The sequence below is a fragment of the Aminobacter anthyllidis genome (assembly GCF_018555685.1).
Classification (GTDB): Bacteria; Pseudomonadota; Alphaproteobacteria; order Rhizobiales; family Rhizobiaceae; genus Aminobacter; species Aminobacter anthyllidis.
Window position 1 is genome coordinate 68,776 of sequence record NZ_JAFLWW010000013.1, and the last position, 12,920, is coordinate 81,695.

General features: G+C 64.9%; 9 protein-coding genes. 2 read left to right on the forward strand and 7 right to left on the reverse strand.

Annotated features, from left to right (window positions below; all coding sequences use genetic code 11):
* Positions 1 to 26 precede the first annotated feature (26 nt).
* Both torT and J1C56_RS29485 read left to right on the forward strand, forming a co-directional pair.
* Positions 27 to 1,115, forward strand: coding sequence for a TMAO reductase system periplasmic protein TorT (gene torT / locus J1C56_RS29480; protein WP_246592136.1), 1,089 nt, complete (start codon positions 27 to 29; stop codon positions 1,113 to 1,115).
* Between the two features lie 123 nt (positions 1,116 to 1,238).
* Complete coding sequence (locus tag J1C56_RS29485) at positions 1,239 to 3,605, forward strand: trimethylamine N-oxide demethylase (protein ID WP_214393498.1); 2,367 nt, start codon at positions 1,239 to 1,241, stop codon at positions 3,603 to 3,605.
* 593 nt (positions 3,606 to 4,198) lie between these two features.
* Here the strand turns inward: J1C56_RS29485 and J1C56_RS29490 are convergent.
* The 7 genes from J1C56_RS29490 to J1C56_RS29520 are packed head-to-tail and all read right to left on the reverse strand — an operon-like array spanning position 4,199 to position 12,904.
* Positions 4,199 to 5,815, reverse strand: a complete 1,617-nt coding sequence (locus J1C56_RS29490; protein ID WP_214393499.1) for a GMC family oxidoreductase — start codon at positions 5,813 to 5,815, stop codon at positions 4,199 to 4,201.
* Positions 5,812 to 7,338 (reverse strand): FGGY-family carbohydrate kinase, encoded by a 1,527-nt coding sequence (locus J1C56_RS29495; protein WP_214393500.1) that lies wholly within the window; start codon positions 7,336 to 7,338, stop codon positions 5,812 to 5,814. Before J1C56_RS29495 ends, J1C56_RS29490 begins: the two co-directional genes overlap by 4 nt.
* 24 nt (positions 7,339 to 7,362) lie before the next feature.
* Entirely contained in the window at positions 7,363 to 8,205 is an 843-nt protein-coding gene (locus J1C56_RS29500; RefSeq protein ID WP_420797444.1) for a class I fructose-bisphosphate aldolase, read from the reverse strand.
* Complete coding sequence (locus J1C56_RS29505; protein WP_214393501.1) at positions 8,196 to 9,908, reverse strand: glycerol-3-phosphate dehydrogenase/oxidase; 1,713 nt, start codon at positions 9,906 to 9,908, stop codon at positions 8,196 to 8,198. Before J1C56_RS29505 ends, J1C56_RS29500 begins: the two co-directional genes overlap by 10 nt.
* 19 nt (positions 9,909 to 9,927) lie before the next feature.
* On the reverse strand, positions 9,928 to 10,923 hold the full coding sequence (locus J1C56_RS29510) for an aldo/keto reductase (protein WP_214393502.1): 996 nt from the start codon (positions 10,921 to 10,923) through the stop codon (positions 9,928 to 9,930).
* Positions 10,920 to 11,900: a sugar-binding transcriptional regulator gene (locus J1C56_RS29515; protein ID WP_214393503.1), complete on the reverse strand. Its 981-nt coding sequence runs from the start codon at positions 11,898 to 11,900 to the stop codon at positions 10,920 to 10,922. Before J1C56_RS29515 ends, J1C56_RS29510 begins: the two co-directional genes overlap by 4 nt.
* A gap of 17 nt (positions 11,901 to 11,917) precedes the next feature.
* Positions 11,918 to 12,904, reverse strand: a complete 987-nt coding sequence (locus tag J1C56_RS29520) for an ABC transporter permease (protein WP_214393504.1) — start codon at positions 12,902 to 12,904, stop codon at positions 11,918 to 11,920.
* Positions 12,905 to 12,920: the final 16 nt, after the last annotated feature.

Sequence of the window (12,920 nt, forward strand, 5' to 3'; positions counted from 1 at the left end):
CGCAGCAAGCGGAAGCTGTCTAGCGTATGGCGATGATTTCCCGCACCCGCCATCAGTGCCTGAACCTGCTGACCGCTGCGTGCCTGGCGCTCGGCAGCGGCCATTCCGCTGTTGCGGCCGAGGCAGTGACCAGCTGGAAACTCAATGCCTGGGAGCCGCCCTTCGACTATTCCAGGCGGCCGACCGTCATCGACTACCAGCCGGTCGCCAAGGCGGCAAAGCCGTGGCGCATCTGCGCGTCCTACCCGCATCTCAAGGATTCGTACTGGGTCAGCGTCAACTACGGCATGGTCGAGCAGGCGCGCTCGGCCGGCGTCAAGCTGACCGTGGTCGAGGCCGGTGGTTATCCCAATCTCGAGCGCCAGATCGAGCAGATCCGCACCTGCAGCGCCAATGCCGATGCGCTGATCGTCGGCACCGTGTCCTATGAGGGCCTGACGCCGACGATCAGGGAAATTGCCAAGCGCATGCCGGTGATTGCCGCGGTCAACGACATCGACGACGCCGGCATTGCCGCCAAGTCGGGTGTTTCGTGGGAGGAGATGGGCCAGTCGATCGGCGCCTATCTCGCGCGGCTGCACCCGACAGGTTCGATGCCGGTCAGCGTCGCCTGGTTTCCGGGGCCCAAGGGCGCGGGCTGGGTCAAGTTCGTCGAGGCCGGCTTCCGGGGCGCGCTGGAGCACAGTTCGGCCAACATCGCCGCCGTCAAATGGGGCGACACCGGTGTCGAGATCCAGCTCTTGCTGATCGAGGAACTGCTCGAAGCCAATCCCGACATCGACTACATCGTCGGCAGCGCGCCGACCGCCGATGCGGCTGTCAGCATCCTGAGGGCGCAAGGCCGCGCCAACCATGTCCAGATCCTGGCCGACTATTTCACCCACGGCACGTTCCGCGAGATCAACCGGGGCAAGGTGGTCGCAGCACCTACTGACTCACCGCCGCTGCAGGGCCGCATCGCCATCGACCAGGCGATCCGGGCGATCGAAGGCACGCTGCGCTACCGCCATGTCGGGCCACCCGTCGAGGTGATCGACCGGACCAACGTGCAGTCGCTCGACCTCGAGCGCAGCCTTGCGCCAGCCTGGTTCAAGCCGACCTTCGAGGTCCAGTAGCTTCAGTCACAACTTTTCACATTTGGCATGGCGATTTTCACTTATCTCGGCGGACTGGTTCACAGCCACGGGATAGCTTGAGCTTTACGATCTCAGGATTGCTGCGAGGAGGCGGTGATGGTGATGAGTGCTGAGGCATACCCTGCCGTGACGGCCGGCCCCCCGCGTCCGAGCCTGATCCTTCAGCCTGGGCTGCTTGTGCCTGGGATGGAGCGTTACCACGTGCCGGGCCGCAGTGCGGTGCTTGTTGACGTCGAGGCCGGCGACACGGTGAGCGTGCGCAATCTCGAAGGCGGCCAGGCTTGCGAGCTGGTGGCGTTCGATGCGCAGGGACGGGCCGATCCGGGTATTCTGGGCACGCGTTCGAACAGCGATGCGTCAGGACTGAAGGCGCTGCTGGTCGACGGCGACGACAGCTTGCAGAAGTTCCGCTCAGGCCTCGCCCGCCGCAAGCTCGATCTCGGACGGGCGGAAGCCGTGCGCTTCTTCGATGGCGGCACGCCTGCCGGTGTTGAGGAAAGCTTCACCGTTGCCCGCGCCGGTTCTTTGGTCATTGCCGCGCCCGGTGCGCCGATGGCGATCGACAGCCATGACACGGCGACACCCCTTGTGGTGATGGTCAGGCGCGCGACGGTGCGTACTGCCCCTGTCGGTTTCGACCTGCCAGATCCGCTCGCCGATCCGGTGCTCGATCTCAGGGTCAGGTCGAAGACGGCGGAGAGCTATTTCGTCAAGGCCGGCGACTACATCCAGATCATCGATGTCGACGGCCGCCAGTGCACCGACTTCCAGTGCTTTTCGGCGCGCAAGCTCGACAAGGGCCGCGACCTCGCCCTCGACGTTACCGCGACGCGTTCGCTGATGGGCCACGCCTATCCGATGCCCGGCCTGCATGCCAAATATTACGATCAGGATTTCGAGCCGCTTGTCGAGGTCGTGCAGGACACCTGCGGCCGCCACGATGCTTTCGCGCTTGCCTGCTACGCCAAATATTACGACGACATCGGTTATCCCGGCCACATCAACTGTTCCGAGAATTTCAACGGCGCGCTGACCCCGCATGGCGTCAATGCCCGCGCCGGCTGGATGGCGGTCAACTTCTTCTTCAACACCGGCATCGATGCGCATGGCGTGATGTTCTCCGACGAACCCTGGTCGCGGCCGGGCGACCATGTGCTGCTCAGGGCGTTGACCGACATCGTCTGCGTGTCCTCGGCCTGCCCTGACGACACCACGCCGGCCAATGGCTGGAACCTCACCGACATCCACGTCCGGACCTATTCCGGCAACACCACATTCCAGCGCGCGATCGCCCGACGCACGACCCCGGAGGCTGAAGCCAAGATGACCCGCGAGACCGCCTTCCATTCAAGCTTTGCCAAGCACACCCGCAACTTCATCGAATACAAGGGCTTCTGGCTGCCGCAGGAATTCGCCAAGGAGGGCGCCATCGAGGAATACTGGGCCTGCCGCCAAAAGGCGGTGGTGATGGATCTTTCCGCACTGCGCAAGTTCGAGGTCACCGGCCCGGATGCCGAAGCCCTGCTGCAGTACACGCTGACCCGCGACGTCAAGAAGCTCGGTATCGGCCAGGTCGTCTACACCGCCATGTGCTACGAGCATGGCGGCATGATCGACGACGGCACCTTGCTCAGGCTGGGCAAGGACAATTTCCGCTGGATCTGCGGCGACGACTATTCCGGCGTCTGGCTGCGCGAGCAGGCGGAGAAACTCGGGCTCAAGGTGCTGGTGCGCTCCTCGACCGACCAGATGCACAACATCGCCGTCCAGGGCCCCAACAGCCGCGACATCCTGAAAGAGATCGTCTGGACGCCGCCGCACCAGCCGGCGCTGTCGGAGCTCGAATGGTTCCGCTTCACCATCGGCCGCATCGGCGATGCCACCGGCGTGCCGGTCGTCGTGTCACGCACCGGCTACACCGGCGAACTCGGCTACGAGGTCTGGTGCCATCCGCGCGATGCCGAAAAGGTCTTCGACGCGGTGTGGGAAGCGGGCCAGCCGCATGGGCTCAAGCCGATGGGCTTTGCCGCGCTCGACATGGTGCGCATCGAGGCCGGGCTGATCTTTGCCAATTACGAGTTCTCCGACCAGACCGACCCGTTTGAAGCCGGCATCGGCTTCACCGTGCCGCTCAAGACCAAGACCGACGACTTCATCGGCCGCGAGGCGCTGATCAGGCGCAAGGACAACCCGATCCACAAGCTTGTCGGCCTCGACATCGATAGCAACGTCGCTGTCGGCCATGGCGACTGCGTCCATATCGGCCGCGCCCAGATCGGCATCGTCACCTCGTCGATGCGTTCGCCGGTGCTGGGCAAAAACATCGCGCTCGCCCGCGTCGACGCAACCCACGCCAATGTTGGCACCGAAGTCGAGATCGGCAAGCTCGACGGCCAGCAAAAGCGCCTGCCGGCCAGGATCGTGCCTTTCGCCCACTACGATCCCAAGAAGGAAAAGCCACGGTCGTAGGCACCGCCATCGCCGCAACAACACCCGACAACGCAAAAGCCCCGCAACAGCGGGGCTTTTTGTTGGCAGCGGTGTGTGAATTGCGACCATTCGGCTAGGCGGCGCCCTCGAAGACACGGGCCTTGCCGAGGACGGCGGCGTCGGGCGGGTCGAGGCTGTTGAGCACGCGCAGCGAAACCGTGCTCACCGACCATGGCGGCGCTGGCAGATGCGAAATGAGGGGACTTCACGGGGGGCACTCCTTGGAAGCTGAAGCTGCGTGCCGGGGCCAGGCAGGCTGCAGCAATACATGAGTAGCGTAGTCAACATGAACGCGCATGTCGACGCCGCTAGAAGCGCGCGGCACCTTGGCGACCTGGCGCGCGGTAGCACATGCGTCCAAGGTCGCCGCGCTGCAACCCATCGCGCAAGTCTAAGATCAGTGTGCCATCCGACATGCCAGGCACGGCCGAGTGCAGTTGAGTAGATCGGGCCCGGTGCGGCCTATCGACTGTAAAGACAGTTACGGCCTTTACCCAAATCCCCTTGGCATCTTTTTTGCCATCAAGGTCGAGGGCCGCAGCGTTACCTCCGCAGAATTTTTTTGGATCCGGCTAGGTGCGGCGATCCCTGAGGATCATTTCGGCTGCCCGCTCGGCGATCATGATGACAGGCGAATTGGTGTTGCCGGAGACGATTGTCGGCATGATCGAGGCGTCGACCACCCGAAGCCCCTCGAGCCCGTGCACGCGCAGCCGGTCGTCGACAACGGCCATGTTGTCTGCGCCCATCTTGCAGGTGCCGACGGGGTGGAAGATGGTCGTGCCGATGTCGCCGGCCTTGCGGAGCAGGTCTTCGTCGCTGTCGTATTGCGTGCCGGGCAGCATTTCCTCAGGTGCAAAGCGCGCGACGGCCTTGGCCTTCATCAGGCGGCGGACATGGCGCAGCGAGGCGACGGCGGTGTTGCGGTCGCCGTCGGTGGAGAGGTAGTTCGGCTGGATCTTTGTCGCCGCGCTGGGATCGGCTGATGCCATGTGCACGGTTCCCCGGCTTTCCGGGCGCAGGTTGCAGACGGACACGGTGACCGCGGGATAGCGGTGCAGCGGCTCGCCGAGCCGGTCGGTGCTGAGCGGCTGGACATGATATTCGAGGTCGGGCGTTTCGAGGCGCGGATCGCTTTTGGCGAAGATGCCGAGCTGGCTCGGCGCCATCGACAGCGGGCCGCTGCGCTTGACCGCATATTCGAGACCCATGGCCGCACGGCTGAACAGATTGTGGTAGCGCTGGTTGAGCGTGGCCGCACCCGTCACCTTGAACACGGTGCGGATCTGCAGATGGTCCTGCAGGTTTTCGCCGACGCCCGGCAAGGCGTGGCGGATTTCGATGCCGAGGCGTGAGAGCAGCTCGGGGCGGCCGACGCCGGAGAGTTCGAGGAGCTTCGGTGAATTGATGGCGCCGGCGGCGAGGATGGTCTGGCCTGACTTGACCTGGTGCAGTTGCCCGTCCTTGCGGAAGACAAGGCCGGTGATGCGACGGCCGTCGAAGGTCAGCCGCTCGGTCTCGGCACCGGTGACTACACGCAGGTTCTGGCGATCGGTTATGCCGCGCAGGAATGCCTTGGAAGTGTTCCAGCGCGCGCCCCTCTTCTGGTTGACCTCGAAATAGCCGGAGCCTTCATTGGTGCCGGTGTTGAAGTCATCGGTGCGCGGTATGCCGAGTTCTTCGGCGGCGTCGCGGAAGGCGTCGAGGATCGGCCAGGACAGGCGCTGCTTTTCGATGCGCCACTCGCCGCCCGCACCATGCATGGCGCTGTTGCCGCCATGATAATCCTCCGACTTCAGGAAGTAGGGCAGCACGTCGTCCCAGCCCCAGCCGACATTGCCGGCCTGGCGCCAGCCATCATAGTCGGCGGCCTGGCCGCGCATGTAGATCATGCCGTTGATCGACGAGCAGCCGCCCAGCACCTTGCCGCGGGGATAGTTGAGGCTGCGGCCGTTGAGGCCGGCTTCCGGCTCGGTCTTCATCAGCCAGTCGGTGCGTGGGTTGCCCATGCAGTAGAGGTAGCCGATCGGGATGTTGACCCAGTGGTAGCGGTCGGAGCCGCCGGCTTCGAGCAAAAGCACGCGGTTTTTGGGATCGGCTGACAGCCGGTTGGCGAGCACGCAGCCGGCGGAGCCGGCACCGACGATGACGTAGTCGTAGTCACCAAATGAGGACGAAACTTCGGTCACGATTGCGCCTGCCCGGATGCCTGTTCGGGGGCGATGCGCTGCCAGATCGGCGTCATCGCCTGGTTGATCTCGCCATACAGGCGATAGCGCCTGGAATACACAGGGGCAATCGCGCCATTAGGCGTATAGTGCCGGGCTGCCGCCGTCATTGCGGTCGCGCCGGCGCTGTAGTCTGCAAAGATGCCGACGCCGCTAGCCGCCGCAATCGCCGCACCGAGCGCACCGGTCTCGCGGCTGCGCGCCACGGTGACGGGAACGCCAAGCACGTCGGCGAAGATCTGCGGCCAGATGGCACTGCGCGAGCCGCCGCCCGACAATATGACCTCGTCGAAGACCGCGCCCGCCTTGCGCAAGGTTTCGACGTGGCGCCTGTGCTCGAAGGCGACGCCTTCGAACAAAGCGCGCAGCATGTGGGCGCGCGTGTGCCAGCCGGCGATGCCGTAGAAGCCGGCGCGGGCGTGGCCGTTCTGCTGCGAGCCGTAGAGGAACGGGTGGTAGATCGGGATGTCACTGTTGGGATCGACCGAGGCGACGAGTTCGCTGCACAGTTCGAACGGCGAGGCGCTGGCGTCATGTCCGTGTTCGAGGAACTCGCGAACGATCCATTCGAGATTCGCGGCCGACGTCGCGCTCGATTCGATCGCCAGATAGCGGCTGGGGTCGAAGGTCGAGAGCATGAAGATCGAGGGGTCGCGGATCGGTTCGTCCGTGATGACCTGGTTGACGCTCCAGGTGCCGGCGATGATCGAAGCCGCGCCGGTGCGGGTGACGCCGGAGCCGACGGCACTGGCGACGACGTCGAACAGCCCGGCGACGACGGGCGTGCCGGCGCGCAGGCCGGTGAGTGCCGCGACCTCCGGTGTGACGTGGCCGGCGATCTCGGCCGACTCCAGCACCGGCGGCAAAAGCTCCATGCAGTCGCCGAGGCCATAGGCGGCGAGCAGGTCGTGGTCGTAGCGGCGGCCGGGCATCTGCAGCAGGCCGCAGCCCGACATGTCTGACGTGTCGGTCGAGCGCGCGCCGGTGAGCCGGTTGACGACAAAATCCTTGCACAGGAACACCGTGCCGATGCGGCTGAAAAGCTCCGGCGCATGGCGCTTGATCCAGGCGAGCAGGGTCGGCGTCTGTGCTGCCCACGGCTTTTGCAGGCAATGGACATAGGTGCGCTCGCCGACATCGTGTCGAGCCCATTCGTCGACGATGCCGACAGCGCGCGTGTCGAGCGACTGGATGCCGACCAGCGGTGCACCGTCACGGTCGAGCGCGTAGAGGCCGTTGCCATGCCCGGCGCAGCCGATGGCGACGATCTCGCTTGGGTCGATGCCGGCCTGGTCGATGCACTCGCCGATGACGGCGACCGCGTTGCGCCAGAGCTCGTCGAGGTCGCGCTCGACATGGCCTGGCTTCGGCATGCAGGAGTGGCCGTCACGGGCGGCGAGCGCGAGTTCGCGCCCCGACAGGTCGAAGATGATCGCCTTGATGACGGTGTTGCCCGCATCGAGGCCGAGAATATACGTGCCCATTTGGCTCCTCCCGATGCCGCTGACCTAGGCCTGCTTGTACAGGTCGAAGGCCGTGGCACCATCCGCACCGTCGTGGATGATCGCCATCAGTCCGCGCACGACAGCGCTCGGATTGGCATGCTGGTAGATATTGCGGCCATAGACCATCCCCATCGCGCCCTGCGCCATCAGTGCTGCCGACTTGTCGAACACGGCGCGCAGGTCTTCCTTGCCGCCGCCACGGACAAGCACCGGGCAGCGCGCTGCCTCGACGACACGGTGGAAGTCGTTGGGATCGGTGGTCGGGTCGGCCTTGATGATGTCGGCGCCCATCTCGCGGGCGAGCCGCGTCAGGGTGACGATCTTTTCGGCGTCGCCGTCGACCATGTAGCCGCCGCTCTGGTCGACCGGCAGCATGGCCAGCGGCTCGATCATCAGCGGCAGGCCGTATTTCTCGCAGTCGGCGCGGACACGGGCGATGTTCTGGACGCACTGGCGAAACAGGTCCGGCTCGTCGGGCAGCATGAACAGGTTGACGACGACGCAGGCCGCATCCATCTCGATGGCGCCGAGCAGCGGCTCGGCCTCGTTCTGCAGCACCGCCCACATCGCCCGGTGGCGGATCTTGTTGTAGGGGTTGCCCATGTCGATGCGCATGACCAGCGCCGGCTTGTCCTTACCCGGCACCGCCTGCAGCAGGTCGGCCTGGCCATAGTTCATCTGGATGGCGTCGGGGCCGGCCTTGACCAACTGGGCGACCACGCCAGCCATGTCTTCGAGCCCGTTGAGAAAGCTCGGCTCGTTGCAGACGCCGTGATCGATGGCGACGTCGAGGCAGCGGCCGCCCGTGAAGAGCCGGTTCATGCGGACTTTGTGGTTCAGGCGCATAGGGCGCTCCTTGTGTCGTTCGTCTGGGAGAGATCGGAAATGGAAATGCCGTGCTGGCGGGCGAGCAAGGCTAGGAAGGCTGTGCGTTCGTCGGTTGCCTGGGCCGTGCTCCAGCCTTTGCAATCGGCCAGGATGTCGAGCACGGCCTCGATGAGGGCAAGGCTGAGGCCGCCCGAAATGGCGATGGTGGTGCGGCGCAGGAAGATGTCGGCCAGGCATTCGACCTGCTCGCGCGCGACGATCAGGCGGATCTCGCCTGTGGAGTAGGTCGATCCGGCCAGCATCGGGTCAGAGGCGAGGTCGGCTATGAAATCCACCGCCGAAGTGCCGTAGCGCTCAAGCAGCACTTTTGCGCGTTCGGCTGGCACGCCATGCTTGGCGCCAAAGGCGACACACCATTTTTCCGGGTCGGCGGGAAAGTCGCGTCCGCCGCCGATGGCGAGATCTTCGGTGCCGGTGCTGCGCTTGAGGCCAAGCCGCTCCAGCGCCATGTCGGCCGCCATCTCGCCGAAGGAGCGGAAGGTCGTCCACTTGCCGCCGATCATGCACAGAGTTGCCGGCAGGTCGCCGCTTGGCTCCACGAACTCGCAGAAATGATCACGCGGGATGCGTCCGGTGAAGCTGTCGTCGCTGGCGGGCAAGGGACGCACGCCGGAGAAGCGGAAGACGATCTCGCTGTCGGCAATGGCGATCGAGGGGAACACGAAGGCGAGCGACTGCAGGATGTAGCTGCGCTCGTCGTCGTCGCAGCGGACCTGGTCGGGATCGTCGACGCGGATGTCGGTCGAGCCGATCAGCACCTTGCCGAGATAAGGAAACAGGATGCAGATGCGCCCATCCTCGTTTTCGTAATAGACCATGTGGCCGCCAAGCGCGTCATGCAGTTCGGCGTTGTCGACGATCAGGTGCGAACCCTTGGTGCCGCCCATCATGCGCGGTGCTGAAGCGCCGATGGCCTTGTTGGTCAGGTCGATCCAGCCGCCGGTGGCGTTGATGATCAGTTTCGGGCGGACCGGCAGCACCTCACCGGTCAAGCTGTCAGTGAGGACAAGGCCGTCGTCAGATGCGGCGACGGTGGCGTAGTTCAGGGCGCGCGCGGTTGGGCCCGATGCCATGGCGTCGAACAGCATTTCCAGGCCGAGGCGCTCGGGACGGCTGACCCAGGCGTCGTAATAGGTGGCTGAGCTGCGGATGTCGGGATTGATCGCAGGCCATGCCTTGAGGGTTTCGGCGCGCCCCCGGAAGCGGTGCTTCGGCATCAACCGCCTCGCTGCCGTGAACAGGTCGTACATGGTCAGGCCGGCCTTGATCACCAGCGCGCCGCGACGGCTGGGATTACGCGTCAGGCCAAGAAAGCGGACGGCACCATTGGCGATGCCGGAAAAGGTGTCGAAGATCGGCACCGTCGTTGGCAGCGGCGCGACATAATGCGGTGCGTTCTTCAGCAGCCGGTCGCGCTCGACCAGCGATTCCCGCACCAGCTTGAACTCGCCGTTTTCGAGATAGCGCAAGCCACCATGCACCATGCGCGACAGCGCCGCGCTGGCGCCCGAGCAATAGTCGCCCTTCTCGGCGAGCACGACGTCGATGCCTTGCAGGGCCAGCTCCCGGAACACCGAGATGCCGTTGATGCCGCCGCCTATCACAAGCACGGCAATATCGGGCCGCTCCCGCAGAGCGGCGAGTGTGTCGTTGCGGTTCATGTGGGCTGTGCCTTTTCGCTCAGGCATCCATGGAGGTGAGATGCGTGGCGATTGCCGTGTCGATGATTGCCAGTTCGTCCGCGCCAAGCGTGATCTCGCCGGCCCGGGCATTGTCGATCGCCTGTTCGGCATTGCGCGCACCGCACAGGCCGAAAGTGATGCCGGGCTGGGCGAGTGTCCAGGCGATGACGATCTGGGCCATTGACGCCTTGTGCTGTTCGGCGATCGGGGCGATGGCGAGCTTGAGGTTTGCCACCTTCTGCCGGTTGGCGGCGGAGAAGCGCGGATTGCCCTTGCGCTGGTCGTCGCCGCTGAATTCGCGCGACGGGTCGATCATGCCTGTCAGCAGGCCGAGCGCCAGCGAGGAGTAGCTGAGCGTGGCGACGTCGTTGCGCTGCGTGATCGGCAGCAGGGTCTGTTCGATCTCGCGGTCGATCATCGAATAGCGTTCCTGAATCGCGTCGATCTGGCCGGCGGCGACATAGTTCTCGAGGTCCTCGGCGCTGACATTGGAAGCGCCGATGGCGCGGATTTTTCCTTCCGCCTTGAGCTTTTCGAGCGTCGCCATGGTGTCAGTGATCGGCGTCGTCGGGTCCTGCCAATGGGTGATGTAGAGGTCGATGTAGTCGGTGCCGAGGCGGCGCATGCTCTGCTCGAGCTCATGGGCGATGCCGTCGGCGCCGAGATAGCGGTGCACCGGCTTGCCATCCTGGTCGAAGAAGTGGTTGCCCTTGCCGGAGTGCCAATTGAGCCCGCATTTGGTGGCGATGACGACCTTGTCGCGCTTGCCCCTGATCGCCTTGCCGACAATCTCTTCGCTGCGGCCGAGGCCATAGGCGGGCGCGGTGTCGATCAGGCTGATGCCTGCTTCAATGGAGGCTTCGATGGCACGGATCGAGGCCTGCTCGTCGGTACCGCCCCACATCCAGCCGCCAATCGCCCAGGTGCCGAGGCCTACGGCCGATGCGGAGACGTCGGAGCGGCCGATGCGGCGTTGGATTTGTCGGGAGCTCATGCTGCCTCCTGTTCGGCAAGGTCGAGAATCTGGAGGCTTGTCGCCTCGTCGGTGACGATGGTGTCGAGATGGCTGCCGCGCATGGCGCTGAGGATCGGCGCTGCCTTGCTCGGGCCGCTGGCGATGCCGATCGAACGCGGGATGGTGGCGAATTCGTCCAGTGTCAGCGACACCAGTGAACGGTTGAGCGCGTAGCTGCAGAGCTTGCCATTGTGGTCGATGAGGTGGGCGAGCAATTCGCCTGATGCGCCCGACTGCTCGATGGCGCGGCGGTCGGCGCTCGAGGACGGATGCAGGTCGTAATAGCTGGAGTCGTCGGTCAGGATCGAGCCGATGCCGACGACCGCGACATCGGCCTCGCGCGCCTTGCGGAAGACGTCGGCGACCGAGCGCACGCCCATCAGCATCTCGCGCTGCTCCGGCGTGTCGGCAAACAGCGGCGCATGGACCTGGTAGGCGCGGCCGCCGAGCTTGTCGGCCATCAGCGACGCGACGTGATTGACGTCGGTGTAGTGCTTGCCCTGGACGAGGCCGGTTGCCGGGATGACCTCGACGTCGTAGCGGCGGCCGGGCTTCAGCCCGGCAACAAGCGCGCTGACGCCCTTGCCGCCAGTGATCGAGATGGTGTCGCCGTCCTTGATGGTGTCGAGCAGCAGGCTGGCCGCCGCTTCGCCGACACGCTGCAAGGCGGTCTGCGGATTGTCCGATACCGATGGCACGACCACGGCGCGTTCGATGCCGCCGAGTGCAACAAGACGTGCTTCGATGTCGACGAGATGGTCGATCGGCGACTTGATCTTGATCTCGACGAGGCCGAGCTGGTGGCCGCGCTTGATCAGCCGGTTGACGGTGGCGTGCGAGATGCCGAGTTCCCGGGCGATGTCGGCCTGGGTTTTGCCTTCGACATAATGCAGCACGAGCGCCTGGTGCATCTGGCGGACGGTCGATATGTCGTCGCGGGTGTTCGGGGGTGCCATGATGTCGTCTCGCCTGCTCAGGACTTCTTGCGGTGCAGGAAGTGGTCGATGGAGACGGCGGCGAGCAGGATGCAGCCCTTGATCATGTCCTGCCAGTAGACGGACACGTCGAGCAGGATCAGCGAGCTGGTGACCACCGACAGCAGCGCCATGCCGAGGATGGCGCCGAAGATGGTGCCGGAGCCACCGTTGAGCGAGGCGCCGCCGATCACGGCTGCTGCGATGATGTTGAGCTCCATGCCGGCGCCAAAGGTCGGCGTTGCTGCGCCAAAGCGGGCCATGTAGATGACGCCGGCAAGGCCTGCGAGGGTCGAGCACAGCACCGTCACCCAGAATTTCACCTGCTTGGTCTTGATGCCGGAGAACTGCGCCGCCTTCTCGTTGGAGCCGGTGTAGAACACCTTGCGGAAGGCGGTGGCGCGACGCAGCAGGAAGTCGAAGATCGCAACGACGACGACGAAGATGATGATGACATAGGGCAGGCCGTGGAAGCTGCCCTGGCCGATGGCCTTGAAGGCGGGCGGCAAGGTGAACAGCGACAGCGGCGTGCCCTTGGTGATGACCAGGCACAGGCCGCGCACGATGACCATCGCCGCAAGCGAGGTGATGAAGTGGTTCAAGCCGACAATGGTGACGAAGAAGCCCATGGCGGCACCGATCAGGGCGCTGACGCCGATGCCGATCAGGCTTGCTGTCCACGGGTCGAGCCCGGCGAGGAACAATGCGCCCGAGACGACCATCGAGAAACACACCACCGAGCCGACCGACAGGTCGATGCCGCCGACGATCAGCAGGATGGTCATGCCGACGACGACGATGCCCTCGATCGAGAAGCTCATCAGCATGGCGCGGAAATTGCCCCATGTCAGGAAGTGCGGCGAGGCAAAGCTCATGGCGATGCACAGCGCCAGGATGATGACGATCAGGCCGGCTTCGCGCATCGAGGCGAGGCGGGCGAAGTTGATGCGCCCGCTGCCATCGGGTGCCTTGATCTCGGCGTGCATCAGGGTTTCTCCCGTT

Coding starts and splice junctions, on each gene's coding strand:
- J1C56_RS29510 (WP_214393502.1), bottom strand. CDS start 10,923: ATGAGCTCCCGACAAATCCAACGCCGCATCGGCCGCTCCGACGTCTCC.
- torT (WP_246592136.1), top strand. CDS start 27: ATGGCGATGATTTCCCGCACCCGCCATCAGTGCCTGAACCTGCTGACC.
- J1C56_RS29500 (WP_420797444.1), bottom strand. CDS start 8,205: ATGCGCCTGAACCACAAAGTCCGCATGAACCGGCTCTTCACGGGCGGC.
- J1C56_RS29495 (WP_214393500.1), bottom strand. CDS start 7,338: ATGGGCACGTATATTCTCGGCCTCGATGCGGGCAACACCGTCATCAAG.
- J1C56_RS29515 (WP_214393503.1), bottom strand. CDS start 11,900: ATGGCACCCCCGAACACCCGCGACGACATATCGACCGTCCGCCAGATG.
- J1C56_RS29485 (WP_214393498.1), top strand. CDS start 1,239: ATGAGTGCTGAGGCATACCCTGCCGTGACGGCCGGCCCCCCGCGTCCG.
- J1C56_RS29520 (WP_214393504.1), bottom strand. CDS start 12,904: ATGCACGCCGAGATCAAGGCACCCGATGGCAGCGGGCGCATCAACTTC.
- J1C56_RS29505 (WP_214393501.1), bottom strand. CDS start 9,908: ATGAACCGCAACGACACACTCGCCGCTCTGCGGGAGCGGCCCGATATT.